We start from the raw sequence: 26,073 nt of genomic DNA, 5'->3' as shown, positions 1-26,073 counted from the left end.
AAGCTTCCCCACCGACACCGGACCGGACCGGGCCCGGCGCGCGGCGGCGCCGCGCGACCGCGACCGTGAGCGCTGCGGCGAGCGGGACCGCGAGCGGACCCGCGCCGGGCGGCGCCTGCGCAGCGTACCCCGGCGCGGGACTCCGCCGGCGCCCGTGCCGCGCGACCGCGGCAGGGGCGCGATGCTCGGTCTCGCCGTCGGCGACGCGCTCGGCGCCCCGGCCGAGAACCTCAAGCCCTCGGAGATCCGGGCACGGTGGGGCCGCATCGAGGGGTTCGTCACCGACGACCCGGCGGGCACCGACGACACCGAGTACGCGCTCTTCTCCGGCCTGCTGCTGGCTCAGCACGGCTCGGACCTGACCGTCGCGCACGTGGAGGCGGCCTGGCACGAGTGGATCGCCGACCGGGACGAGGGCCCGTTCCGGGGCGCCGGATTCAGCGAGCGCGGCACCCTGGAGAACCTCCGCCGGGGCCTGGCCGCGCCGATCTCGGCGCAGCACCGGCACGCCTGGAGCGACGGGCTGGCCATGCGCGCCGCACCGTTCGGGGTGTTCGCGGCCGGCCGCCCCGCCGAGGCCGCGCGCCTGGTGGCCATCGACGGCACGGTCTCACACGACGGCGAGGGCATCCACGGCGGCCGGGCCGTCGCGGCGGGCGTGGCCGCGGCCATGGTGGCGCACGAACCGGAGGTCGTGGTGCAGGCGGCACTGTCCGTCGTGCCGGAGGACTCCTGGACGTCGCGGTCGCTGCACCGGGCGGTCACGGCGGCGCGCCGCGCCCGCCGCGAGCCCGGGGCCACGCCGCTGTCGGTGGAGCGGGCGGTCCGCTCGGCGACCGTCATCGGCGGCTATCCGTGGACGGACCTGGCGCCGGAGGCGGTGGGGCTGGCGTTCGGCGCGTTCGCCGCCGCGCGCGGCGAGTTCACCGAGGCGGTGGCCATGGCGGTGAACATGGGCCGCGACGCCGACACCACCGCCGCGGTGGCGGGCGCGCTCGCGGGCGCGCTGCGCGGCGAGTCGGCGATCCCCGCCGAGTGGGCCGAGGCCATCGGCCCGGTGCGCGGCAGCTGCCTGCCGTCTATGGCGGGCCGTCACGTCCTGGAAGTCGCCGACCTGCTCACACCGCCGCCTGGCGGCAGCTCGGGCGGCGAGGGAGCCGCCGCGTGACCGCACCAGTGACGCCGGCGACGCGGGCCGGGACGACAGGCAGGCACGAGGGCAGGGAGGCAGTGCGATGACACCGCCCACCGTCAGTGAGGCCGCGCTCGGCGGGCGGGCGGCTCCCGGGGACCCGCGCCGCGTCGAGGGGCTGCTGCTCGGCATCGCCGCGGGCGACGCCGCCGGGTGGCCCTCCGGGCGCCACCGCGCCGCCCGGATGCCCGACTGGACGCGGCGGCTGACCCGTGAGCTGGACACCTTCGCGGAGCAGAACGCAACCACGACGCTGCCCGTGCCGATAGCGCTCAACCAGCCGCCGGAGCCGCTGCGGCTCGGCCCGTCCGACGACGCCGAGTGGGCGGCGTTCACCGCCGGCTCCGTGCTGTCGGCGACGGCCGCCGGGCGCAGCGACCTGACGGCGGACCAGCGGGTGCGCGCGGCGCTGGCGCTGGCGTGGAGCGCGCTGGCCGACGAGGTGGCCGCGGCGGCGGAGCGCGCCGACGAGATCGAGTCCGCGGACATCCCGCTGCGCGCCCGGATCTCGGTGCGGGCGGGCCTGGGCAACCTGGCCGCAGGCCTGCGCCCGCCCGCGACCGGGCACGACAACCCGCACTACTTCGACGACGCCGCCTGCGTGCGGGCGGCCGTGCTCGCGGTCGTCCACCCCGGCGGCCCCGAGGCGGCGGCCGACCTGGCGGAGTTCGACGCCCGCTACACGCAGGACGGCGACGGGGTCCACGGCGCCCGCGCGATGGCGGCGGCCGTGGCCGCGGCGCTCGGCGGGGAGCCGGTCGAGGGCTGCGTGGACGCGGCGCTGCGCCAGCTGCCCGAGGGCACCGAGATCCGGCGCAACGCGCTGCACGCGGTGGACCTGGGCCGGACGGCGGCCGCGGCCCGGCCCGGGCTGCCGGGCAACGCCTTCGCGCTCGTGCCGGTGCTGGAGCACGAAATCGTCGACCACGTCTACAGCTACGGCATCGCCGCGGCCGAGACCGTGCCGGTCGCCCTGGCCGTGGCGGTAGCGGCCGCGGGCGCCATCACCGAGGCGGTGCCCAGCGCCGCCTGCCTGTCGCGCGTCGCGGACTCCGCGCCCGCGCTGGCCGGGGCGCTCACCGGCGCCGTCGGCGGCGCGGAGGCGCTGCCCGCGTCCTGGCGCGACGCCTGCCGCTCGCTGCCGGGCTGTGCCCTGCCGCGGCTGGCCGACACCGACCTCGTCGAGCTCGCCGAGCGGCTCGCCCGCTCCTCGCGTGACCTCGTGACGGGCATGAACAGGAAGGACACCCCATGAGCACGCCCCCGCTGTCCCTGGAAGACCGCGCCACCGGCGCCCTGGTCGGCGCCGCCGTCGGCGACGCGCTCGGCGGCGCCGTGGAGGGCTGGACGCCCGAGGCCATCGCCAAGCGCCACGGCGGCCGCGTCACCGGCATCGTCGAGCCGTTCTACAAGGACGACTGGCGCACCGCCCGGCCCATCGCCCCCTACCACAAGGGCGACGGGCACGTCACCGACGACACCCTGATGACGCATGCGCTGGTGCGCGTCTACGAGAAGGTGCGCGACCACCTGGACGCGTACGCCATCGCCGACCACCTGGTGCCCGAGCTGATCACCACCCCCCGCTGGATCCCCGACATGGCGGCGGAGGCGCTGCCGCTCCAGCGGATCTTCCTGGCCGAGAAGTGGATCGTGGCGCGTCTGCACTACGGGCACGTCGACCCGCGTGAGGCCGGGGTCGGCAACATCGTCAACTGCGGCGCGGCGATGTACATGGCGCCCGTCGGCCTGGTCAACGCCGGGAACCCCGACGCGGCCTACGCCGAGGCGCTGGACATCGCCGGGGCGCACCAGTCGAGCTACGGCCGGGAGGCCGCCGGGGTGTTCGCGGCGGCCGTGGCCGCGGCGTGCGCACCCGGCGCGACGCCCGGCTCCGTGGTGGCGGAGGCGCTGCGGCTCGCCAAGGACGGCACCCGCTCGGCGATCGAGGCGGTGTGCGAGACCGCGGCGCGCTACGACGACCCGGAGGAGGCGCTGGCGCCGCTGCGGGAGGCGGTCGCGCCGTACGACACCGTCGGACCGGAGTACCGCAACCCGTCGCTGGGCGCGCGCCGCCCCTCCCGGCTCCACTCGATCGAGGAGCTGCCGATCGCGCTGGGCATGCTGCTGGTGGCGGACGGCTCCTACCGGACTGCCGTGCTCGGCTCGGTCAACTACGGCCGCGACTGCGACTCGATCGCCACCATGAGCGGTGCGATCGCGGGCGCGCTGGCCGGCGAGAGCGCGGTGCCGCAGGAGTGGAGCGGCGAGGTGGCGCGGGCCAGCCGGCTGGACCTGCGCGCCCCCGGCCTGGCGCTGGCGGCGGTGGCGCGCGAGGTGTTCTCGCGCGACGTCGAGCGGCGCCGGGCGCACGAGGAGCGCTTCGCCGCGCTGGCGGGGGCCGCCTGATGACCGCGGCCAGCCCTCAGACCGGCGTGGCACCCGCCGGCCGGCTGCTGCGCCTGACGTGGACGCAGCCGGAGGACCTCGTCGGCCACGAGCTGAACCAGGCGGCACAGGACGGCCGGGACCCCGAGCGGGTCGCCGCGATCGCCGCGCGCTGGCGCGACGCCGGCGGCCACCCCGCGCCCCCGCGTGCCGGGGCCTCCCCCGGACCGCCGCCCGCCGGGCTGCGCGAGCTGGCGGAGCGGCTGCTGGACGAGCTGGCCGCCCTGCCCTCGCCGCTGGCCGAGCGCGAGCCGACCGACCTGGCCGCCATCCGGGCCGCCTGCCCGGACTGGCCGGCGCCGCGCCGCGCGGCCGCGGGCCGCGACGGCAGCGACGACAGGGAGGGCAGGGACGGCAGGGACAGCAGGGACGAGCTGCTGGCGCGGCTGCACGCGGCCTGGCTGGGCCGGGCGGCCGGGTGCGTGCTGGGCAAGCCGGTGGAGAAGCTGCCGCTCGCGGGCATCCGGGCGCTGGCTCAGGCGACCGGCAACTGGCCGCTGCGGACGTGGTTCACCGCGCGCGGGCTGCCGCGCGAGGTGGCCGAGGCGTACCCGTGGAACCGCCGCTCGCGGGCCACCTCGCTGGCCGAGACGATCGACGGCGCACCCGAGGACGACGACCTGAACTACCCGCTGCTCGGCCTGCTGCTGCTGCGGCGTCACGGCACCGCGTTCACCACCGCGGACGTGGCCGCGCTGTGGCTGGACACGCTGCCCGCGGGCCGGACGTTCACCGCCGAGCGGGTGGCGTACCGCAATCTGCTGGCGGGCCTGGAGCCGCCGCTGACGGCTTCGTACCGCAACCCGTTCCGCGAGTGGATCGGCGCCCAGATCCGTGCCGACGTCTTCGGCTGGACGCACCCGGGCGCCCCGGGCCGGGCGGCGGAGCTGGCCCACCGCGACGCGGTGCTCACCCACACCGCCAACGGCGTGTACGGCGCGATGTTCACCGCCGCCGCGGTCGCGGCCGCGGCGGGCGGCGCCACCTCCGCTGACGAGTGCCTGCGCACCGGGCTGGCCGTCGTGCCGCCCGGCTCGCGGTACGCCGAGGCGGTCCGCGCCGGCATCGAGGCGGCCCGGGCGCACCCGGGCGGTGACGAGGAGTTCGCCGCGGTCGCCGACCGGCTGCACGACCGCTTCGCCGGCCACCACTGGGTGCACGTGCTGCCGAACGCCGCGCTGCTCGCCGCCGCGCTCACCCATGCCGGCGGCGACTTCTCCGGCTCCATCTGCCGGGTCGTCTCCGGAGGCTGGGACACCGACTCCAACGGCGCCACGGCCGGCTCGATCACCGGGCTGCTCGCCGGCTCCCCCGGGGCGCTGCCCGAACGCTGGACCGCGCCGCTGAAGAACCGGCTGGCCACGTCGATCGGCGGCTTCGACGGCACCGGCTTCGACACGCTCGCCGCACAGACCCTGGAACTGAGGGAGGCCGCATGACCCGCCGCGCCCCGGCACTCGCGGTGCTGGGCTCCACCAACATGGACCTCGTCGCGTACGTCGCGGCGGCCCCGCGCCGCGGCGAGACCGTCGCCGGGCGGGAGTTCCGTACCGTGCCGGGCGGCAAGGGCACCAACCAGGCCATCGCCGCCGCCCGCGCCGGCGGCGCCGTCACGATGATCGGCGCGGTCGGGGACGACGACTTCGCCGGCCGGCTCCGGGCCGCGCTGGCCGGCGCCGGCGTGGACACCTCCGGGCTGCGCACCGTGCCCGGCCCCAGCGGCACCGCGCACATCGTGGTGGACGACGAGGGCGGCAACGCCATCGTCGTGGTGCCCGGCGCCAACGGCACGGTCACCGCGCTCGCGCCCGGCGACGAGGAGCGGATCGCCGCCGCCGGCGCGCTGCTGATGCAGCTGGAACTGCCCATGGACGGCGTGCTGGCCGGGGCCCGCGCCGCCCGCGCGCACGGCGTCGCCACCGTGCTGACCCCGGCGCCGGCGCGCCCGCTGCCCGACGAGCTGCTGGACCTGACCGACCTGCTGGTGCCCAACGAGCACGAGGCAGCGGCCCTCACCGGCCACGCCGACCCGCAGCGCGCCGCCGCGGCGCTCACCGAGCGGGTGCCGGAGGTCGTCATCACGCTCGGCGCGGCGGGCTGCCTGTACGCCGCGCGCGGCGCCCGGCCGCTGACCGTGCCGGCGGTGCCGGTGCGGGCGGTGGACACCACGGCCGCGGGCGACGCGTTCACCGGGGCGCTGGCGGTGGCGCGCGGCGAGGGCCGCCCGGTGCCGGAGGCGCTGGCGTGGGCCGCGAGCGCCGCCGCGCTGGCGGTCGGGCGGCAGGGCGCCTCCTCCGCGATGCCAGACCGCGCCGAGATCGACGCCTTCCACGCCGCGCACCACCAGGCCCAGTCCCAGGACACCGCTTCCCCGCACGACCAGCACGACGCTCACCACGAGCACCTGACGCACGACAGGGGCGCACCATGACTCAGCCCGCCACCACCACCGACGACCGCGCACCGCTCGCCGGCCTGCGCGTCCTCGACCTCGCCACTCTCTTCGCCGGACCGCTCGCGGCCACGTTCCTGGGCGACTTCGGCGCCGAGGTCATCAAGGTCGAACACCCCCGCAAGCCCGACCCCTCGCGGGGCCACGGCCCCAGCAAGGACGGCGTGGGCCTGTGGTGGAAGCTTCTCGGCCGCAACAAGAAGACCATCACCCTTAACCTGTCCACGCCCGGCGGCCGGGAGGTGCTGCTGCGGCTGGCCAAGGACAGCGACGTCATCATCGAGAACTTCCGGCCCGGCACCCTCGAACGCTGGGGCCTGGGCTGGGACGAGCTGTCGGCCGCCAACCCCCGGCTGGTGCTGGCCCGCGTGACCGGTTTCGGCCAGCAGGGCCCCTATGCCCGCCGGCCCGGCTTCGGCACCCTGGCCGAGGCCATGAGCGGTTTCGCCGCGCTGACCGGCGAGCCGGACGGGCCGCCGACGCTGCCGCCGTTCGGCCTCGCCGACTCGGTGGCCGCCCTGACGACGGCGTACGCGGTGATGACGGCGCTGGCCGGGCGCGACCGCACCGGCCAGGGCCAGGTGGTGGACATGGCCATCATCGAGCCCATGCTGACGGTGCTGGGCCCGCACCCCATCTGGTATGACCAGCTCGGCTACGTCCAGCCCCGCACCGGCAACCGCTCGTCCAACAACGCACCGCGCAACACCTACCGCACGGCCGACGGGCGCTGGGTGGCGGTGTCCACCTCGGCGCAGTCGGTGGCCGAGCGGGTCATGCGGCTGGTCGGCCGCCCCGAGCTGACCGAGGAGGAGTGGTTCGCCACCGGCGCGGGGCGCGCCCGCCACGCCGACGAGCTGGACGAGGCCGTCGGCGCGTGGATCGCCCGCCACAACCGGGACGAGGTGCTGGCCGCGTTCGAGCGGGCCGAGGCCGCCATCGCGCCGGTGTACGACATCGCCGACGTCATGGCGGACGAGCAGTACCGCGCGCTGGAGTCCGTGACCGAGGTGCCCGACGAGGAGCTCGGCACCGTCCGCATGCAGAACGTCCTCTTCCGCCTCTCCCGCACCCCCGGCGCCATCCGCTGGGCCGGGCGCCCGCACGGCGCGGACACCGAGGAGGTGCTCACCGGGCTCGGGCTCGACGCCGACCGGATCGCCGAGCTGCGCGAGGAGGGCGCGCTGTGACCACCGCCGCGGACGCTGCCACCCCGCTGACCTGGCTGTACGCCCCCGGCGACCGCCCGGACGTGGTGCGCAAGGCGCTGGGCTCCGGCGCGGACGTCGTCGTCATCGACCTGGAGGACGCGGTCGCCGCGGACCGCAAGCGGTACGCGCTGGACGCCGCGGCCGACATCCTGGCGGACACCTGGCCCGTGCCGGTGCACGTGCGGATCAACGCGCTGGACGGGCCGCTGGCCGAGCGCGAGGCGCGCCGCCTCGCCAGGCTGCCGGGGCTCGCCGGGCTGCGCCTGCCCAAGGTGACCGGGCCGGCGGACCTGGCCCGGGTCGCCGCATGGACCGGCGCGCCCGTGCCGCCGCTGTACCCGCTGCTGGAGAACGCGGTGGGCGTCGAGCGGGCCTTCGAGATCGCCACGGGCCACCCGGCCGTGGCGGGCCTCGCGCTCGGCGAGGCCGACCTGCGGGCCGACCTGGGGGTCGCGGGCGAGGACGGGCTGGCGTGGCCCCGCGCCCGTGCCGTGGTCGCCGCCCGCGCGGCCGGGCTGCCGGCTCCGGCGCAGTCGGTGTACCCGGACGTGCGGGACGAGGAGGGCCTGGCGCGTTCCTGCGCGGCGGGCCGCGCGCTGGGGTTCCTGGGCCGCGCCGCGATCCACCCGCGGCAGCTCCCCGTCATCGAGCGGGCCTACCTGCCCACGGAGGCCGAGGTGGCGTCGGCCCGCGAGATCGTGCGGGCTGCCGCCACCGACGACGGGGCGCTGGCGCTGCCGGACGGCCGGTTCGTGGACCCGGCGGTCGTCGCGGGGGCGCGCCGCACCCTGGCGCTGGCGCGGCGCGCGGGCGCCGGCTAGGGACCGGCGGCGTCAGCCGCCCATCACCGCGGCTCCGACCGCCAGCTGGAAGGCGACGCTGGCGTACTGCTCCTCCGTCATGGTCAGGGAGAGCGTGCCGTCGTCGTTCTTGGTGACGGGTATCTCGATCAGCTCGGCGCTTGCCGCCTCGGATCCCTTCGCGCCGCACCCGTGGACAACCGCCTCGCACACTGCGCACATCGGCGAAACCTCCGGCCCGTGTCGGTGTATCCGGGGGAACGGCCGCCCGGGGCGGCGGCCGTTCCCCGCTCGTTCCTGCGTGTTCTTCCGGGACGGGGCCGCACCGCCGCCGCCCCGCGGGCGACCGGGATCAGCGCCGCGATCATGGCCGGAATAGCCCACCGCGGATGTCGCATGGTCTCCGCTTCCCTCCTGGTGCGGCCGCCGTCTGGCTGGTGACGGCTCGCGCTGCTAGGGGACAGCGTGCCGGTGGACCGTCAGATTCCGGTTAAATGGACGTCAGCGGCCGGTTATTTCAGAGAGTTCTCATCTGCGGGAGTGACACTCAGTCCATGCCCGCACACATTCTTGTCGCCGAAGACGATCGCAAGCACGCGGATCTGGTCCGGCGGTTTCTCGAGCGTGAGGGCCACACGACCACGGTGGTGTACAACGGCCGGTCCGCCCTCGACGAGGCGCGGCGGGGCCGCCCGGATCTGCTGGTGCTGGACCTGATGCTGCCCGGGGTCGGCGGCCTGGACGTCTGCCGGGAGCTGAGAGCGGAGCGGGACCTGCCCATCATCATGATCTCCGCCCGCGCCGAGGAGGACGACGTGCTGCTGGGCCTGGCGCTCGGCGCCGACGACTACCTCACCAAGCCGTACAGCCCGCGCGAGCTCGTCGCCCGCGTCGGGACGGTGCTGCGGCGCGCCGCCAGGACGGCGGCCGCCGAGCCGGAGCTGTACCGGGTGGGGCAGCTGACGGTCGACCGGGCGCGGCACGAGGTGCGGGTCGACGGCCACCCGGTCGGCACCACGCCCGCGGAGTTCAACATCCTGATGTGCATGGCGGCGTCCCCGGGGCGGGCCTTCACCCGGCAGCTGCTGCTGGAGCACGCCTCCGGCTTCGGCCGCGACGCGACGGGCCGCACCATCGACGTGCACGTGATGAACCTGCGCCGCAAGATCGAGCGGGTCCCCACCCGTCCCCGCTACCTGCTGACGGTCTACGGCGTCGGCTACAAGCTGGCCGACCCGACCGCTGAGGAGCCCGGAAAGGCGGCCACGGATGCGCCGTAGCCTGCTGCCGCGGCTGCTGGCCCTGTCCCTGGCGGTCGCGGCGCTGGCGGCGGCGGCCACCGTACTGGCGGCGTACGGCGCGGGAAACCACGTCACGGAACGGCTGGAGAACGACGCCTTCCTGCTGGAGACGGACGCCTCCCTCCACGGCGAGCTGCTCGGCTACGCGGCCGATCACCCGGACTGGGAGGGCGTCGGGCCGCTGGTGCGGGAGCTGGCGGAGCGGACCGGGCGGCGGATCGCCCTCACCACCCCGGAGGGCGAGGTCATCGCCGACTCGGCGCGGCTGCTCGGCCAGGGAGCCGCCGGGCTGCCCGGCACCCCGGCGGCGCGGGTGGACGCAGCCGACCCGGATGCCGGCCCCGGCCAGCGGCACCCGCGTCCTCCCCACGAAACGGTCACGGGTGCCTCCGGTAGCGTCCCGCGCGCCCGGCTGGCGTACGACGGCTGGCGGGCGACGGACGCCGAGCGGCAGCGGCAGGAGCGGCTGGCCGCCGAGGCCAGCGCCTGCCTGGAGCGCGAGGGGGTCCCGGCGGCGGCGCCGGGCCGGCCCGTGACGGCCGCCGCCAGCCTGCTGTTCCCGTCCCTGACGAGCACCGCGGCCCGGCTGGAGGCGGTCTGGCCGGCGCTGGACGGCGTCGCCGGGCGGTGCGTCCCCCCGGGGCTGACCGAGCCGACCGACGCCGTCCGCAAGCTGAACGCCCGGGCCGTCGAGCTGGTGACCGGCTGCCTGGCGTCGCACGGTCTGCCCTATGAGGTGGCCCAGGGGCCGCACGGGCTGACCGCCGTGACCCCGGCGGCCGGGGCCCGGCCTCCCGCCGCCTGGCAGGGCTGCGAGCGCGCGGCGCACACGGCGGCGCTGCGGCCGTACGTGGCACCGCCCGCTGACCTGTACCTGGGCACCCCGGATCCCGCCGATCCGTTCTCCCCCGCCACCTGGCGCTGGCTGGCGGTGACGTGGGCGGGCGTGCTGCTGGCGGCGGCGGTGGCCGCGGTAGCGGGCGGGCGGCGGGTGGTGCGGCCGGTCCGGGCGCTGACCGCCGCCGTGCGGCGCATGGAGAGCGGCGATCTCTCCGCGCGGGTGCGGGTGCGGGGCAGGGACGAGATGACACGCCTGGGTGAGGCGTTCAACGCGATGGCGGCGTCGGTCGAGGCGGGGGCGCGGCAGCGGAAGGCCATGCTCAGCGACATCGCCCACGAGCTGCGCACGCCGCTGGCGAACATCCGCAGCCACCTGGAAGCGGCCGAGGACGGCGTGGTGCCGGTGGACGCCGCGCTGGTGGGGTCGCTGCGGGAGGAGTCCGGCCTGCTGGAACACCTGGTGGCCGACCTGCGGGACCTGGCGCTGGCCGACGCCGGGGAGCTGCGGATCCATCCCGACGAGCTCGATGCCGCCGACCTGGCGGCGCAGGCGGTGGCGGGGCACTCGGCGCGGGCCCGGGCCAGCGGCGTGGCGCTGCGGCTGGATGTCCCGCCGGACCCGGTGCCGGTGTTCGCCGATCCGGTGCGGCTGCGGCAGGCGCTGAGCAACCTGGTGGCCAACGCGGTCACGCACACCCCGCGCGGCGGCACGGTGGAGGTACGGGTGCGGGAAGGCAGCGGCGGCGGTGACGGCGGCAGCAGCGGCGCCGTGTTCACCGTCGCCGACACCGGGCCTGGCATCCCGCCGGAGCATCTGCCGTTCGTCTTCGACCGCTGCTACCGCGCGGACCGCTCCCGCGGCCGGGCGGCCGGCGGCAGCGGGCTGGGGCTGGCCATCACCCGGCGCCTCGCCGAGGCGCACGGCGGGCGGGTGACGGCGCAGAGCCCGCCCGGTTCGGGGGCGGTGTTCACGCTGCGGCTGCCGCCGCCTCCGCCCTGCCCCGCCAGCTGACCGGAAATCACGTCCGGAAAAGGCTCATAAGAACGGCGGTGCCTGCTCGGTTCCCCGGTTTCCTGACGGCCATTGTGGACGGCGGCGCGCTCGGGGCAGGTTAGGGAAGCGCGCACGACGACCGGTTCCGCGGAAAAGGGCTCCGAAGGGTCACTGAAAGGGGCGGTCAATGGCCGAGGCTTCGCGTGAGGAAATCGCGCTCGACTACATCGAGATGTACGTCGAGAATCTCGAGAAGAAGACCTTCGCGTGGGTGGACAGGTACGGCTTTTCCGTGGTGGGCACGGGCGGTTCGGCGGATCACCGGAGCACCGCCCTGCGGCACGGGGACATCACGCTGGTGCTCACCGAGGCCACGTCGGCGCGCCACCCGGCCTCCGGCTTCGTGCTGGCCCACGGCGACGGTGTCGCGGACATCGCCCTGCGCACCCCCGACGCGGCCGCCGCGTTCGCCGCCGCCGTGGCGGGCGGCGCCGCGCCGCTGCGGGAACCGGCGCGGCGCTCGGGCGACGGGCCCCGCGTGACCGCGGCGGTCGCCGGGTTCGGCGACGTCGCCCACACCCTGGTCGAGCGCGACCCCGGGGAGGGCCCGGGCCTGCCGGTCGGCTTCGTGCCCGCGCTCGGCCCCCAGCCGGACCCCGCCCACCCGGCCGGGCTGACCGGCGTGGACCACGTCGCGGTCTGCCTGGCGGCGGACGACCTGGAGCCGGTCACCGCGCGCTACGAGCGTGCCCTCGGTTTCCGGCGGGTCTTCGCCGACCGGACCGTGATCGGCGCGCACGCTATGCGCTCCCAGGTGGTGCGCAGCGCGTCCGGAGCGGTCACCCTGACGCTGCTGGCGCCGGATCCCGCGGCCGGCCCGGGCCAGACGGACGAGTTCCTGAAGGACCATCACGGACCGGGCGTGCAGCACGTGGCGTTCGCCGCCCGGGACGCGGTCCGCGCCGTGCGGGCGCTGTCGGCCCGGGGCGTGGCGTTCCTGCCCGCGCCCGCCGCCGGTGACGGCCCGCCGCGCGCGGGGTCCGGCGCCGCCGGACACCGGCGCGAGGAGCTGCGGGCGGCGGGCGTTTTTGCCGACGCCGACCGGGACGGCGAGCTGTTCCAGGCCTTCACCGCCTCCACGCACCCGCGGCGCACGCTGTTCTTCGAGATCACCGAGCGTCGGGGCGCGAGCACCTTCGGCAGGGCGAACATCCGGGGGCTGTACGAGGCGGTGGAGCGGGAGCGGACGGGCCGGGGGGCGTTCCATGGCTGAGGCGAGCATGCCGGGCAGCGGCGCGTCCGGCGGCGCGGGCGGGCTGACCGGGCCGGACGACGCCTGGTGCCTGGACGACGTGGAGCGCGCGGCGGCCGCGGTACTCCCGGACGGCGTGCGGGACTTCGTCGCCGGGGGCGCCGGCGGCGAGCGCACGCTGCGGGCCAACCGGGAGGCGTTCGGCCGCCTGGGCCTGGTGCCGCGCGTGCTGCGGGACGTCTCCCGGTGCGCGACGGACGCGACGCTGCTGGGCGGGCGGGCGCGGATGCCGGTCGCGGCGGCGCCCGTCGCCTACCAGCGGCTGGTCCACCCGGAGGGTGAGCTGGCGGCGGCGCGGGCGGCGAAGGCGGCAGGCGTGCCGTTCACGGTCAGCACGCTCAGCAGCGTGCCCCTGGACAAGATCACGGCGGTCGGCGGCCGGGTGTGGTTCCAGCTGTACTGGCTGCGGGACCGGGAGCGGTCGCTGCGGCTGGTGAGGCAGGCGGAGGACGCGGGCTGCGAGGCGGTGATGCTGACCGTGGACGTGCCGTGGATGGGGCGCCGGCTGCGGGACGCCCGGCGCGGCTTCGCGCTGCCGGAGCACGTGCGGGCCGTCAACCTGGACGCGGGCCCGGTGACGCGCGCGCACCGGGGCGAGGGGGCCGGGTCGGCGGTCGCGGCGCACACGGCGCTGGAGTTCTCGCCCCGGCTGACGTGGTCGGTGGTGGAGCTGCTGCGGTCACACACGCGGCTGCCGCTGGTGCTCAAGGGCGTGCTGGCGCCCGGTGACGCGCGCCGTGCCTGCGAGTTCGGCGTGGACGCGGTGGTGGTGTCCAACCACGGCGGCAGGCAGCTGGACGGCGCGGTGGCGAGCGTGGACGCGCTCGGCCCGGTGGCCGAGGCCGTCGGCGGGCGGTGCCAGGTGCTGCTGGACAGCGGGGTGCGCGGCGGCACCGACGTGCTCAAGGCGCTGGCGCTGGGCGCGTCCGGGGTGCTGGTGGGCAGGCCGCCGGTGTGGGGGCTGGCCGCCTGGGGCGAGGCGGGCGCCGGCCGGGTCTACGAGCTGCTGGCGGCGGAGCTGCGGGACGCGCTCGGCCTGGCGGGCTGCCCCAGCGTGGCGGCGGCGCGGCGGCTGCGGGTGGTGTGCTCCGGCGCGCTCGCGCCGGCCGGCTGACAGGGCGCGGCGGCGGAACGGCCGTCAGGTGGCGGCGCTGGCGGCGGCGGGCTGGCCGGCGAACCAGCCCTCCGCCGCCAGCGCCTCGCGCAGCGTCCCGGCCAGCCCCGGCGGCACGGTGAGCGTGACGACGAGCCGGCCGTCCGGCCCGGCACTGACGGCGGCGTCGTCGGCCCCGGCGCCCAGCGGGGAGGTCACGGCGAGGAGCCGGGCGAGTTCGCCGGGGCCACCGTCGAGCGGCACGCGCAGCACGCTGCCGAACAGCTGCCGCCGGGCGGGAGCGCCCGGCAGGCGGCTCAGCCCGGTGACGCCGCGGTCAAGCAGCTCCCGCAGCGGGCGCGGGTCGGCGGGGGTGCCCGCCGGGCCGGCGGGGCCGCGGCCGGCCAGGCCGTCCATCGCCGCCAGCAGCCGCGTCAGGTCGTCGCGGAGCGGGCGGAGGACGGCGGCGATGGCGCCGGCGTTGCCGCCGAGGATGTCGCTCCACAGGCCGGTGTCGCCCGCCGCGATACGGGTGACGTCGCGGAACCCCTGCCCGGCCAGCAGGGACGCCTCCTGCGGCGCGGTGGCCAGGCGCGCCGCCATGAGGCTGGCGACCAGGTGCGGCACGTGGGAGATCAGGGCGACGGCGTCGTCGTGGGCGGCGCTGTTCATGGCGACCGGCGCGCCCTCGCACAGCGCGATGAGGTCAAGTCCCGCGTCGTAGGCGGCGTCGGAGGTCCTGGTGTGCGGGGTGAGGACCCAGGGCCGGCCGCGGAAGAGGTCGGCCCGCGCGGCGAGCGGGCCGGAGCGCTCCCGCCCGGCGAGCGGGTGGCCGCCGACGAAGCGTTCCGGCTCGGGTGCCAGGGCCAGCACCCGCCGCTCCGGCTCGTGCTTGACGCTGGCGACGTCGGTGTAGCAGCGCGCCAGGCCGCGGGCCTGTTCCTCGGCGCAGACCCGGCCGACCTGGCTGGGCGGCACGGCCAGCACCGCGAGGTCCACCTCGTGCTCGGGCGGGTGCGGCAGCCCGGCGCCGAGCGCGGCAGCCGTGCGCACGGCGAGATCCGAGGTGTCCTTGAGGTAGACCGTCACTCCCGCGCGGCGCGCCGCGAGCGCGAGGGAGGTGCCGATCAGTCCGGTTCCCACGACGGCCATGGTGCTGATCACGGGAGATCACCTGTTCCCACTGGTCGAGTCGGCGTTGACACGGGCGCGGGGGTGCGGCGCGGCGGGACGCGGCGGCACGCCTTCAGCGTGCGGGCCCCAGAGCTGAGGCGGCCTCGTCGGAGAGAAAGGCGGCGAGACGGTCCAGGCCCTCTTCGAGCCGCTCGCGGGTCAGATAGCTGGAGGAGACGCGCAGCTGGTGCTCGCCGCCGCCTTCGGGGTAGAACGCGGCCATGGGCGTCCACAGCACGCCGTAGCGGCGGGCGGAGCGTTCCAGCGCGGCGGCGTCGGCGGTGAAGGGGACGTTGATCACCGTGAAGAAGCCGCCATCGGGTGTGTTCCAGGACAGGCCGAGCCGTTCGCGGCGGCCGGCCGGGAAGTGGTGGTCGAGCGCGGCCAGGACGGTGCGCAGGTTGTCCCGGTAGAACGCGATGGCGCGGGCGTTGGCCTCGCGCAGCCTGAGGTCGCTGCGCAGCAGCATGCCGCCGATGACGGCCTGGCTCAGCGACGGGGTGTTGACCGTCACCATGCTCTTGATCTTGGCGAGTTCGTCGGCGAGCAGGCCGCGGCGGCCGTCGGCGTGGCGCACCGGCTGGTCGGCGATGACGTAGCCGAGGCGGGCGCCGGGGAAGCAGGTCTTGGCGAACGAGCCCAGGTAGACGACGGTGTGGTCCTGGTCGAGGGACTTCAGGGTGGGGCGTGGTTCTGCCTCGCGGGTGAAGAAGCCGTAGGGGTTGTCCTCGATGATGAGCAGGCCGGCGTCGGCGGCGGCCGCCAGCAGCTCCTGCCGGGCCGCGACCGGCATGCTCGCGCCGGAGGGGTTGGCGAAGTCCGGCACCACGTACAGGGCGCGGGGGCGCAGCCCGTCGCGCGCGGCACGGGCCGCCGCCGCAGTGACGGCCCCGGGCTCCAGCCCGTCCGGCCCTTCGGACACGGGCACCACCGGCACGTCCAGCAGCCGGGCGGCGCCGGTGATGCCGACGTAGCAGGGCGAGGCGGCAAGCACCGCGTCGCCGGGGCCCGCGCACAGGGCGCGCAGCGTCAGCAGCATGCCCTCCTGGGCGCCGACGGTCATCACCAGCGCCTCAGGGGAGACCTTGATGGACTCGTCGTTGGCCAGGCACTCGGCGACGATGCCGTGGATGATGCCCTTGGTGCGGCCGTACTGGAACAGCACGGCGCTGACCCCGGCCTCGCTCATCCCGCTGGCGCGCAGGTGGCCGAGGTAGGCGTCGAGGTACTCGGGGACGCGGTCGGGGCGGAAGAACCCCTCGTAGGGGCGGCCGGGCGCCAGCGACACCGCCTCGGGGTACCGGCCGGTGACCTCGTTGAGGAAGTTCATGGTGTCCAGCAGCGGGTCGGCGACCGACGCGTGCAGCTCGGAGAGCGCGAGTTCAGCCATCTTCAGTAGCCCCTCCGGGGGTCGGCGTAGTGCGTGGGCTCCAGCAGGCCGTCCGCGGGATCGCGCGGCGCAGCGGTGCGGTGTTCCTCGGCGGCGCCGGCGCGTGACGGCGGCGCCGGGCGAGGCGGTTCCCGCGTACCGGGCGGGCAGCGGGTCCCGCGCCCGCTCGGGCGCGAGCTCTCCGGCATGGCCTCGGGCGGCTGTCTCATCACCGGTCTTCCCGCGGGCTCAGGCCGCGTCCGAGGGCGTGGCCCGGGCGCTGATCCGCGTGACGACGAGCGAGGTGAACTCCGCGAAGGTCGGGTGTTCCCAGATATCGCGCATGCCGTCCAGCTCGATCCCGTATTCCTCTTCGACGCTCGCTATGACGTTCAGAGCGACGAGGGAATGGCCGCCGAGGGCGAAGAAGTCGTCGGTGTCGGAGACCGCCGCCACGTTGAGCGCCTCGCACCACAGCTCCGCTACGCGTTTCCTGACGTCACGCTCGCGGTTCACACCCATCGCGTTGTCCATGAGGCACCTCCGTAGGGGGCAGAGTTCGGATAACGGCCGCCGCTGGTTTCGCTGCCACGTCCCCGCGCCTGGCACGGCGTTCACCCGCCGCCCGCGTCCGGGACGGCGGCGCTGAGGAAGATCGCCTCCGCCGGGCACCGGGCGGCGGCGGCCCGCACCTCCGGGTGCAGTTCCGGCTCCGGCGTGTCGGTCAGCAGCGTGACCTTGCCCTCGTCCTCGTCCTGGTCGAAGACCTCCGGCACCAGATCCGCGCAGAGCCCGGAGGAGGCGCACCGCTCCCGGTCGATCCGCAGTCTCACCGCTGGCTCCTCTCTCCGTGTCTTTGTGTCTCTCCGTGTCCGCGCCCGCGGCGGCTACCAGGCGACGGGCAGCCGCCGCAGGCTGTGGACAGGCGCGTGGAGACGGAACAGCAGTTCGCTGGGGGGCACGGCGAGCCGCAGCTCAGGGAAGCGCAGCAGCACGCCGAGGTAGGCCCGGCGCAGGAACAGCCTGGCCAGCGGCGCACCGAGGCAGTGGTGCACCCCGTGGCCGAAGGCGACGTGGGGGACGGGGTCGCGCGTAAGGTCCAGCCGCGCCGGGTCGCCGGTCAGGCGGGGGTCGCGGTTCGCCGCCGGCAGGGAGCAGATCACCGTTTCGCCCTTCGCGATGAGCTGGCCGCCGATCACGGTGTCCTCGGTGGCGGTGCGCGGGGTGGGGGCGTGGACGACGGTCAGGTAGCGCAGGAGTTCCTCGACGGCCCGGTCGGCGAGCCCGTCCGGGTCGGCCCGCAGCAGGGCGAGCTGATCGGGGTGGAGCAGGAGCGCGAGCAGGCCCAGGCCGATCATGGCCCCGAGGTTGTCGTACTCGGCGAGCAGCAGCAGGACGCACAGGCCCCGCAGTTCTGTGTCGGACAGCCGCTTGCCGTGCTCGCGGATGAGCATGCCGATGAGCCCGTCACCTGGCTCGGCGCGCTGCCCGGCGATCAGCGCGTCGAGATACTCGGTGAGTGCCGTGCCCGTCACGGCACGCTCGTCGCGGCTCTGGGAGGCGTCGAACTGGGCGTGGACGCGCCGTTCGAGCTCCTCTAAATCGTCGCGGGGCACGCCGATGAGGCCGCCGATCACGGCGATGGCGACGGGACTGGCGAAGGTGCTGATGAGGTCACCGGGCGGGCCGGCGTCCGCCAGGTCCTCGAGGCACTCGTCGATGGCCTCTGCGACCAGGGGTTCCAGCCGCCGCACCCGCCTGACGGTGAACTCGGGCGTCAGCATCCGCCGCAGCCTGGTGTGCTCGGGCGGGTCGTAGTCGAGCAGGTTGCCCACGTGCTGCTCTGGCCGTTCCTCGGCGCCGCCCGGGACGGCGCGGCCGCTGTAGCGCCGCTGGCTGCTGAACGCCGGGGAGCTCATCACCTGGCGCACCTCGTCGTACCCGGTGGCGAGCCACACCGGCCGGGGCACGCTTCCGGTCCCCAGGTTGACGCGGGCGAGCGGGGTGGTGTCGCGGAGCCGCAGCAGCTCCGGGACCGGCGCGAGGACATCACGCCGCGCGTACAGCGGTCCGGGTTCCTTCTTCCGCATCATGTCCTCACCAGGAGACGGGGAGCGACTCGACGCCGTGGACGCCCCGCGGCTCAGGCGGGCGCAGCGGCACCTCGTCCGGGGCCACGGCGAGCCGCAGCCCGGGGAAGCGCCGCAGGACGGCCAGGCAGGCCATCCGCAGCAGCAGACGCGCCAGCGGGGCGCCGACGCAGTGGTGGATGCCGTGCCCGAAGGCCAGGTGCGGGACCGGTTCACGGGTGATGTCCATGGAGTGCCCCGCGGGGCCCAGGGCCTCGTCCCGGTCGGCGGAGATCAGCGAACAGAGCACGGCTTCCCCGGCTTTGACGGTCCGGTCGCCGATCACCACGTCCTCGGCGGCCCGGCGCGGCGACGCGGTCCCGATGGGGGTGGCGTAGCGCAGCAGCTCCTCGACGGCCCGGTCGATGAGGCCGGGATCGTCCCGCAGCTGTGCCATCTGCCCGGGGTGGAGGAGCAGCGCCAGCAGGCACAGGCCCAGGGCGCAGCTGGTGACGTGGAAGCCCGGCGCGAGGAGGAACATGGCGGTGCCCGCGAGTTCCTCGTCGGTGATCTCGTCGCCGTACTCGCGCACGATCATGCCCACCATGCCGTCACCGGGCTCGCGGCGCTGATGTGCCGCGAAGTCAGCCATGTAGGCATGCAGCGCCAGGCCCGCGGTCTCGCGTTCGTCCGGGGCACGGCCCGCGTTCTCGGCGATGTCGAGCAGGCGGGAGACGCGGGGCACGTCGTCCCGGGGAAAGCCGAGCAGCTCCGCCGTCACCAGCGCGGGCACGGGATGCGCGAAGTGGTGGACGAGATCGGCGGGCTGCCCGGCGTCCTCGAGATCGTCGAGGCACTCGTCGACGATGCCGGCGATCAGGGGTTCGAGCCGGCGCATGCGGCGGACCGTGAACTCCGGTGTGACCATCCTGCGGAGCCGGGTGTGCTCCGGCGGGTCGTACTGGAGCAGGTTCCCCACCTGCCCCGGAGGAGCCGACCGGCCGGCGGCCGACGGGGACGTGCGGAACCGGGTGTAGTCGCCGAGGACCGCTCTGGCCTCCCGGTAGCCAGTGGCCAGCCAGCTCTCCCCTCCACCGGGGCTGGCGCCGGGGGCACTGATCTTCGCCAGCGGTTCCGCGGCACGGAGCGCGTCGATCTCCGGCACGGGACCGAAACCGTTCCGCCGGGTGTAGGCGGGAGGCTGTCGCGAGGGTGACATCGTCCGTCCCCCTGCCGTCAGTCCGCCGACGGGCGCAGCCAGAACAGGCCGTCGGGCGAGGGCACCAGGCCACCGGGGAACAGCGGCGCCTCCGGCTCAGCGTCGTCCCCCAGCAGGGCACGCATCTGGACCTGCGAGCCCTCCTGCATGACGTTGCGCACTACGGAGGACTTGTACAGCGGCACCATGCTGCCGGTCTCGCTGGCGGCGAGCTTGTCCACGGCCTCGGCGAACTCGGTGGTGCGGTGCTGGAACCGCTCAGCGAGAGCGCTGGCCTCGGTGAGGGCGGACTCACCGGAGGAGACGCCGCCGACCAGCTCGACGAAGGCCTCCATCTCGGGAGCGTTGCGGTTGGTGACCTTCTTGGCCTTCCAGAAGTAGGAGTTCTCGTCCTCGTGCATCTGGTAGAAGGACACCAGGAACTCGTAGAAGACGCTGTACTCGCGGCGGTATCTGGCCTCGAACTCCTTGAGCGCGGCCTCCTCCTCGACGAGGCCGCCGAGAATACTGTTGATGGAGCGGGCGGCCAGCAGGGCGCTGTAGGTGGCCAGGTGCACGCCGGAAGAGAAGACGGGGTCCACGAAGCAGGCGGCGTCGCCGACGAGGAGCATGCCGGGCCGCCAGTACGCGGTGTTGTGGTACGAGTAGTCCTTGCGCACCCGCAGCTGCCCGTACTGGCCCTCGGTGACGCGCGTGGCTCCGGAGAGGAAGTCGGAGATCATCGGGCACTCATCGATGAGGGCGAACAGCGCCTTCTCGGGGTCGCCCTGGACCTTGCTCGCCATCTCGCGGCGGACGACCGCGCCGACGCTGGTGAGGGTGTCGCTGAGCGGGATGTACCAGAACCAGCCGCTTTCGAAGGCGACGCACAGGATGTTGTTGCGGGTCGGCTCCGGCAGCCGCTTCCCGCCCTCGAAGTAGCCGAAGAGCGCCAGGCTGCGGAAGAACTCCGAGTACTTGCGGGTGCCGCCGACGCTGTGGAACAGGCGGCTCTTGTTGCCGGAGGCGTCGACGGTGAACGCCGCCCGCGCCTCGCGCTTGTTGCCGTCCGCGTCGGTGTACCGCACGCCGCGCACCCGCTCGTCGTCGGCGATGACCTCGGTGACCGCACAGCCCTCCCGGACATCGGCACCGAGCCTGCGGGAGTTGTTCAGCAGGATCTGGTCGAACTTGGACCGCTCGACCTGGTAGGCGTGGGAGGTGGGCCCGGACATGCGGGGTGAGACGGAGAAGCTGAACGTCCACGGCTCCGGGTTGGCGCCCCACCGGAATGTGCCGCCGCTTTTCCGGGGGAAGCCGGCCTTCTCCAGTTCGTCCGTCACCCCGATGAGACGGCACACGCCGTGAATGGTGGCCGGCAGCAGCGACTCACCAATCTGGTAACGCGGGAACTTCTCCTTTTCGAGAAGCAGCACACGGTGCCCCTGCATGGCTACCAGTGACGCGAGCGTCGAGCCCGAGGGGCCGCCGCCGACGACGATTACGTCGAACTCTTCATTGCCCGTCGCTGCCATTACCGTCACCTTCCTGGAACAGGCGAGTTCCGACTGTTAATTCTTGTCTCGGTGCAGCTTGACTGTCAATCAACCCGGGTTGGACAGCTGTCTGCTGAACTAATTCGACGCCTCATCAAGAGCGGCGGACCCGTGAGAAGTCCCCGGGTCGAGCATGGTGGAATTCCCCGGTGCCGCACCCGCTGTCCGCCCGGCCACAGGCACGTATTCCGGTCTGCTGACCCTGGTCAGGAGAGGGCCCGTCACCAGAGTGGTGAGCAGGGCCATGATCACGAGGATGGTGAAAAGATCCTCCCCGATGAGGCCGGATTCGAGCGCGACGTTGAGCACGATCAGTTCGGTCAGGCCGCGGGTGTTCACCAGTACGGCCACCACGGCCGCGTCCCGGCCGCCGAGACCGCCGAGCCGGCAGCCCGCGTAGGCGGGAACCAGCTTTCCCGCCGTGGCGATCAGCACCACGACGGCCAGCAGGGCGTACGCCTCGGCGGGCAGCGCCCCGATGTCGAGGGACAGACCGGTCGTCACAAAGAAGACCGGCAGGAGCATGGCCGCGCACTGCTCCGCTGAGCGGAGCACCTCGGGGTCGACCGCGCCCTCGCGGCGCGGCATCGCCATGCCCGCGATCAGGCCGCCGAACACGGCGTGCAGGCCGAGGGAGGCCGTGGCCCAGGCACAGCCGAGGGCGAGCGCCACGGCCAGCGGCACCTGGCTGGCCCTGAGGAACCGGGCGCTGCCGGTGAGCCGGCTCAGCGCGGGGCGGACGACGAGGAGCATCCCGGCCAGGAACAGCACGAGCAGCGCCAGGGTCCCAGGCCACGTCCTGCCCGGCGCGTGCCCGCCGCCCGCGACGACCGCGGCCAGCACGAGCCAGGCCGCGGCGTCCATGATCCCCGCCGCTGCGGTGGCCACCGTTCCCGCCACGGTGCCGGCCAGGCCGCGTTCGCGGGCGATGGCGGCGAGCACCGGCAGGGCCGTGACGGACATGGCCACGCCCATGAACAGCGGGAACAAACCGTCCGTCCCGGCGCCCGGGTCCATCGACGCGAGCAGCGGACCGAACGCCTGGGCCGCGCCCATCCCCAGGGCCATGGGGACCAGCAGGGCGAGCGCGGCCACCAGCACAGACGCCCTGCGGCCCTGCCGCAGCTGCCCCAGGTCCATCTCGTACCCGGCCACGAACACCAGGAGCACGACCACGACCTGCGACAGGACCGACAGGTACGGCAGCGCCTCGGCGGGGAAGAGCCGCTCCGAGGGATCACCCGGCAGGCGGCCGAGCACGCTGGGGCCCAGCAGGACACCCGCGACGATCTGGCCGACGACGGCGGGCTGCCCGCACTTGCGGGCCAGGGCGCCCAGCAGGCCGGAGACCGCGACGATGAGCGCGATATCGCCGATCACCGTCGCCGCTAACGCTTCGGTGCTCATCTGTCACCTCGGCTCGGGAGGGCCGGGCGCGGGGAGCCCCGCGCCCGTGCGCGCGTCAGTGAGCGGCCTGCTGACGCCGGTTCATCTCCGCTATGAGGCTCTTGGGACGCATATCCGTCCAGTTTTTCTCTATGTAGTCAAGGCAATTCTGCCGGGTGTCCTTTCCGTGCACGACTTCCCAGCCCTCCGGCACCTCGGCAAAGGCGGGCCAGAGCGAGTACTGACCCTCGTGGTTGACGAGCACCAGGAACGTGCCGCTCTCGTCGTCGAACGGGTTGGTCATGGCTCATCCCTTTCCACGCGACTCTTCTTTTCCGGTCTCCAGCTTGACGGAAAGAACCCGCCCGATCTCAGCCAGGTTTTCCGGCTGCATCATGCTGTAATGGTCGCACGCGATCTCATGGAGTTCCACGTTTCCCTGGACATGCGGTGACCAGCTTTCCGCCGCCTGGGAAACGGGCTGAGCGCCGGTCTTGTCGTGCGTGGCGACGAACAGCACGATGTCGCCCTGGTACGTTCCCGGCGTGTGCGCGAGGCCGATCCTGTGCGTCGCGAGATGGAAGTCCTGGATGCGCGCGAGCAGCTGGTCGCTCATCCTTTCCGGAGCGCGGTCTCCCAGGGAGAGCCGGGTGAGTTCCTCAAATCCCCGGCGCACCGGTGCGCTGAGGGCCGCTCCGCCTGTGCTGTCCTCGTCGTCCGCCGTGATGAGGAGTTTCTGCGCCGGATAGGCGTCGAGGATTCCCAGCAGCCGCACCTCCTCGCCGGCGGTCTGGAGCGCCTCGGCCATCGCGTGGGCGATGTTCCCGCCGAGCGACCAGCCGACCAGGTGGTACGGGCCGGTGGGCTGCACGCTCCGGATCTGCCGCACGTAGTCGGCGGCTATCTCCGCGATGGACTCCGGCAGCGCGTCGGTCCCGGTGACGGCCCGCGCCTGCAGCCCGTACACGGGCCGGTCCGCCGGGAGATAGGGGACGAGCGCCTCGTAGCACCAGCTCAGGCCCACCCCCGGGTGCACGCAGAACACCGGCGCCGCGGCCCCCTCGTCGCGCAGCGGCATCAGCACGGCCAGGTGCCCGCGCCGTCGCGCCATGCGGCCGCGGCGCGCCCCCGGGGAAGCGGCGCGGCTTGCGGCGCCCACGTCACCCCGCACGGTCAGGAGCCCGGACGAGTGCCACGCCCCGCGGTCGCCGGTGCGGAGCATCCGCTCGCCGGGCGCGCCGAACGGACAGGCCACGACGGCCTCGCCGGTCAGGCCCGGCCGGCCGAGGTATCCGGTCGGCACGCCGAGACCCGCCACATACAGGTCGCCCACCGTGCCAGGCGGCACGGGGCGCAGGTAGTCGTCGAGCACGAACACCCGGACGTTCGACAGGGGCCGCCCCCGGACGGCGAGGGCGGCGCCGTCGCGGCCGGGCTCCGGCGCGGCGCCGTCGAGCCAGCCCGCGACCAGCGCTGGGGGCCGCGCGGCCCGCCGCTCCGGCTCGGTGAAGCGGACGGTGCCGCCTGCGGCAAGGGCGGCGAGCACGTGCGGCACGGCGGCGTCGAGCGAAGATCCGCCCTCGGCCATGACCTCGCCCGTCAGCGCCTCGGAGTTCCGCAGCCGGTGCGCGACACGGTTGGCCAGCGCCCGCTGGTCGAGGACGGCCCCGGCCGTGCGGGCGCCGTGCGCCGGGAGCGGGACGACGGCGGCGGGGTGCCCGGGCAGGGGCCTGGCGTACCGCGCCTGGTCGTCTGCGGCGGGGAGCTGGCCGAGCGGCAGGAGCGGCGCCGGGCAGTCCTCGGGCAGCCGCGCCCCGTGGCCGGTCACCACCGCGGCGAGCGGCGTCTCGCGGAGGACCTGCGCGGTGGACTCGGCCGCCCGCTGGGTGTCGAGGAGCAGCCACGCGGCTCCGGCGGTGGCGATGCCGAGCAGCGCGACGACCGCGTCGGACGGCTCCGGCGCGGCGACCGCGACCACGTCCCCGGGTCCGGCGCCCCGCGCGGCCAGCGCCGCGGCCACGCGCCGCGCCGCGGCGTCGAGTCCGGCGTAGCTGAGGGCGCCGCCCGGACCGGTGAGTGCGGTGGCCCCCGGAGTCCGGCGTGCCTGCTCGGCGAACATCTCGGCCACGGTCCGCTCCGGCAGCGGGGCGGCGGTGTCGTTCCAGCCGGACAGCACCTGGTGGCGCTCCGCCGGGTCCAGGGTGTCGAGCTGGCTCACGCGCGTCGCCGGGGCGTCGAGGGCCTGCCGCAGCACCCGCGTCAGGCGCCGCGCGAGCGCGGCGGCCGTCTCCGCGCGGAACAGGTCCGTCGCGTAGACCAGGCGTCCCGCGATGCCGGCAGGGCTGCCGTCGGCGCGGTGGTGTTCGGTGAAGGAGAACGCCAGGTCGACGTCGGTGGATTCCGGCCCGGCGTCCAGGCGTTCGGTGCGCAGGCCGGGCATGCTCCACGCCTCTTCGTGCGCGCTGGCGACGTCCAGCGTGACCTGGAACAGCGGGTGCCTGGACAGGGACGGCGTGGGTTTGACCGCGTCGACGATCCACTCGAACGGGACGTCCTGGTGGGTGCGCAGCTCCTGTCCGGCGTCGCGGAGTTGGTGCAGCAGCGACCGGAAGGGGGGATCGTCCGAGACGTCGGCCGGCAGGATGAGCGGCCCGGCGATCGGGCCGATCAGACCGTCGAGCGCGGCCTCACTCCGGCGCGGCAGAACGGTGCCGACGGGAATGTCGGTGGCGCCGCCGACCCGGGCGAGCAGGGTGACCAGGGCGGCGTGCAGCACGGTGAAGGCCGTCGTGTTGGCGGCGTCGGCCACCTGGAGAAGCCGGGCGTGCGTCTCCTCGTCCAGGCTCAGCGGGACGGACGCGGCGCGGCGGGAGGCGATCAGAGGCCGCGGCTCGTCGGCTGGGAGCGGGAGTTCCTCGGGGACGCCCGCCAGCGCCTCACGCCAGTACGCGAGTTCGTCGCTGAGCAGGCTGCCGGCCCCGTCCTCGCCGTCGCGCATGAGGCGCTCCCACAGGGCGTAGTCGGCGAACTGCACCGGCAGCGGGGCCCGCTGGGGGACGCGGCCGCGCCGCCTGGCACCGTAGGCCGCCGACAGGTCGCGGAGCAGCACGTCCAGGGATGCCTCATCGGCGGCGATGCGGTGCACCAGCAGCTGAAGGACGTGCTCGGACTCCGACAGCTCGTACAGGTGTGCCGACCACGGCAGTTCCCGGGTGAGGTCCGGGTTCCGCATGGCGCGGGCGGCGAGGAGGCCGCCGAGTTCCGTCTCGGTTGTGACCGTGACCTCAAGCGCGGGGCGGGCCGTCTCCGGGTCCGCGATCAGCTGCCTGGGCTGCCCGTCCGTGCTGGGGAACGTGGTACGCAGGATGTCGTGACGGGCCGCGACGTCGCCGAGCGCCGCCTGCAGTGCCTCGCGGTTGAGCCGCCCGGTCAGGCGCAGCGTGACCGGTATCTGGCGGGGTACTGCCGCCTCGGCGAGCTGCTCGTTGTGCCAGGTCCGCAGCTGGGCGGCGGACAGGGGCAGGACGTCGGGCCGCTCCTGGGGTTGCAGCGCCGGCCGTGCGGTCTCGGCAAGCGACTTGGCGACGCCCGCCGGGGTGGGGGCCGCGAAGAGGCGGCGGATGCTCAGCTCGGAGCCGATCTCCTCACGGATGCGCGCCACCAGGCGGATGGCCATTCC

The 26,073-nt window shown here is 75.1% G+C and carries 22 protein-coding genes; 11 read left to right on the top strand and 11 right to left on the bottom strand.

The features are described 5' to 3' along the window. Positions 1-181: 181 nt before the first annotated feature. From JK356_RS20445 to JK356_RS20415, 7 genes are all read left to right on the top strand, one after another. Complete coding sequence (locus JK356_RS20445; RefSeq protein ID WP_201870199.1) at positions 182-1,168, top strand: ADP-ribosylglycohydrolase family protein; 987 nt, start codon at positions 182-184, stop codon at positions 1,166-1,168. A gap of 67 nt (positions 1,169-1,235) precedes the next feature. Further along, positions 1,236-2,447: an ADP-ribosylglycohydrolase family protein gene (locus JK356_RS20440; RefSeq protein WP_201870154.1), complete on the top strand. Its 1,212-nt coding sequence runs from the start codon at positions 1,236-1,238 to the stop codon at positions 2,445-2,447. Then, positions 2,444-3,601, top strand: coding sequence for an ADP-ribosylglycohydrolase family protein (locus JK356_RS20435; RefSeq protein WP_201870153.1), 1,158 nt, complete (start codon positions 2,444-2,446; stop codon positions 3,599-3,601). Before JK356_RS20440 ends, JK356_RS20435 begins: the two co-directional genes overlap by 4 nt. Continuing rightward, positions 3,601-5,079, top strand: coding sequence for an ADP-ribosylglycohydrolase family protein (locus JK356_RS20430; protein ID WP_201870152.1), 1,479 nt, complete (start codon positions 3,601-3,603; stop codon positions 5,077-5,079). Before JK356_RS20435 ends, JK356_RS20430 begins: the two co-directional genes overlap by 1 nt. Then, on the top strand, positions 5,076-6,071 hold the full coding sequence (locus tag JK356_RS20425; RefSeq protein WP_201870151.1) for a ribokinase: 996 nt from the start codon (positions 5,076-5,078) through the stop codon (positions 6,069-6,071). The genes JK356_RS20430 and JK356_RS20425 overlap by 4 nt, the downstream gene beginning before the upstream one ends. Further along, positions 6,068-7,282, top strand: coding sequence for a CaiB/BaiF CoA-transferase family protein (locus JK356_RS20420; RefSeq protein ID WP_201870150.1), 1,215 nt, complete (start codon positions 6,068-6,070; stop codon positions 7,280-7,282). Before JK356_RS20425 ends, JK356_RS20420 begins: the two co-directional genes overlap by 4 nt. Then, entirely contained in the window at positions 7,279-8,124 is an 846-nt protein-coding gene (locus JK356_RS20415; RefSeq protein WP_201870149.1) for a CoA ester lyase, read from the top strand. The genes JK356_RS20420 and JK356_RS20415 overlap by 4 nt, the downstream gene beginning before the upstream one ends. Positions 8,125-8,136: 12 nt before the next feature. Here JK356_RS20415 and JK356_RS20410 read toward each other — a convergent pair whose 3' ends face one another. Continuing rightward, positions 8,137-8,316: a hypothetical protein gene (locus JK356_RS20410; protein WP_201870148.1), complete on the bottom strand. Its 180-nt coding sequence runs from the start codon at positions 8,314-8,316 to the stop codon at positions 8,137-8,139. A 341-nt stretch (positions 8,317-8,657) separates the two neighbouring features. Here JK356_RS20410 and JK356_RS20405 point away from each other — a divergent pair, with 341 nt between their 5' ends. The 4 genes from JK356_RS20405 to JK356_RS20390 all read left to right on the top strand — a co-directional run bounded on the left by JK356_RS20405 (position 8,658) and on the right by JK356_RS20390 (position 13,664). Next, a complete protein-coding gene (locus tag JK356_RS20405) occupies positions 8,658-9,383 on the top strand; it encodes a response regulator transcription factor (protein WP_201870147.1) in 726 nt (241 codons plus the stop codon). Beyond that, positions 9,373-11,256, top strand: coding sequence for a cell wall metabolism sensor histidine kinase WalK (locus JK356_RS20400; RefSeq protein WP_201870146.1), 1,884 nt, complete (start codon positions 9,373-9,375; stop codon positions 11,254-11,256). Before JK356_RS20405 ends, JK356_RS20400 begins: the two co-directional genes overlap by 11 nt. Positions 11,257-11,425: 169 nt before the next feature. Beyond that, positions 11,426-12,511, top strand: coding sequence for a 4-hydroxyphenylpyruvate dioxygenase (gene hppD / locus JK356_RS20395; RefSeq protein WP_236671661.1), 1,086 nt, complete (start codon positions 11,426-11,428; stop codon positions 12,509-12,511). After that, the gene (locus JK356_RS20390) at positions 12,504-13,664 is read left to right on the top strand and encodes an alpha-hydroxy acid oxidase (protein WP_236671660.1); all 1,161 of its coding nucleotides are present in this window, start codon (positions 12,504-12,506) and stop codon (positions 13,662-13,664) included. The genes hppD and JK356_RS20390 overlap by 8 nt, the downstream gene beginning before the upstream one ends. Before the next feature lie 24 nt (positions 13,665-13,688). On the opposite strand, the gene JK356_RS20385 is transcribed toward JK356_RS20390, so the two are convergent. The 10 genes from JK356_RS20385 to JK356_RS20340 all read right to left on the bottom strand — a co-directional run. After that, a complete protein-coding gene (locus JK356_RS20385; protein ID WP_307815798.1) occupies positions 13,689-14,807 on the bottom strand; it encodes a prephenate dehydrogenase in 1,119 nt (372 codons plus the stop codon). A gap of 82 nt (positions 14,808-14,889) precedes the next feature. Then, complete coding sequence (locus tag JK356_RS20380) at positions 14,890-16,206, bottom strand: PLP-dependent aminotransferase family protein (protein WP_201870145.1); 1,317 nt, start codon at positions 16,204-16,206, stop codon at positions 14,890-14,892. Positions 16,207-16,434: 228 nt separating this feature from the next. Then, entirely contained in the window at positions 16,435-16,719 is a 285-nt protein-coding gene (locus JK356_RS20375; RefSeq protein WP_201870144.1) for a phosphopantetheine-binding protein, read from the bottom strand. An 80-nt stretch (positions 16,720-16,799) separates the two neighbouring features. Continuing rightward, positions 16,800-17,018: a ferredoxin gene (locus JK356_RS20370; RefSeq protein WP_201870143.1), complete on the bottom strand. Its 219-nt coding sequence runs from the start codon at positions 17,016-17,018 to the stop codon at positions 16,800-16,802. A gap of 54 nt (positions 17,019-17,072) precedes the next feature. Further along, complete coding sequence (locus JK356_RS20365) at positions 17,073-18,278, bottom strand: cytochrome P450 (RefSeq protein WP_201870142.1); 1,206 nt, start codon at positions 18,276-18,278, stop codon at positions 17,073-17,075. Between the two features lie 4 nt (positions 18,279-18,282). Continuing rightward, positions 18,283-19,473, bottom strand: a complete 1,191-nt coding sequence (locus tag JK356_RS20360) for a cytochrome P450 (RefSeq protein ID WP_201870141.1) — start codon at positions 19,471-19,473, stop codon at positions 18,283-18,285. Positions 19,474-19,490: 17 nt separating this feature from the next. Next, the gene (locus JK356_RS20355) at positions 19,491-20,987 is read right to left on the bottom strand and encodes a tryptophan 7-halogenase (RefSeq protein WP_201870140.1); all 1,497 of its coding nucleotides are present in this window, start codon (positions 20,985-20,987) and stop codon (positions 19,491-19,493) included. Positions 20,988-21,086: 99 nt separating this feature from the next. Further along, positions 21,087-22,415, bottom strand: a complete 1,329-nt coding sequence (locus JK356_RS20350) for a cation:proton antiporter (RefSeq protein WP_201870139.1) — start codon at positions 22,413-22,415, stop codon at positions 21,087-21,089. A 55-nt stretch (positions 22,416-22,470) separates the two neighbouring features. Then, entirely contained in the window at positions 22,471-22,698 is a 228-nt protein-coding gene (locus JK356_RS20345) for an MbtH family protein (RefSeq protein ID WP_201870138.1), read from the bottom strand. A gap of 3 nt (positions 22,699-22,701) precedes the next feature. After that, the coding region (locus tag JK356_RS20340; RefSeq protein WP_236671659.1) for a condensation domain-containing protein at positions 22,702-26,073 on the bottom strand (3,372 nt) is incomplete at its 5' end.

This window comes from Streptomyces sp. 7-21, assembly GCF_016741785.1.
Classification (GTDB): Bacteria; Actinomycetota; Actinomycetes; order Streptomycetales; family Streptomycetaceae; genus Streptomyces.
This window is presented reverse-complemented; position numbering and strand designations above follow the sequence as displayed.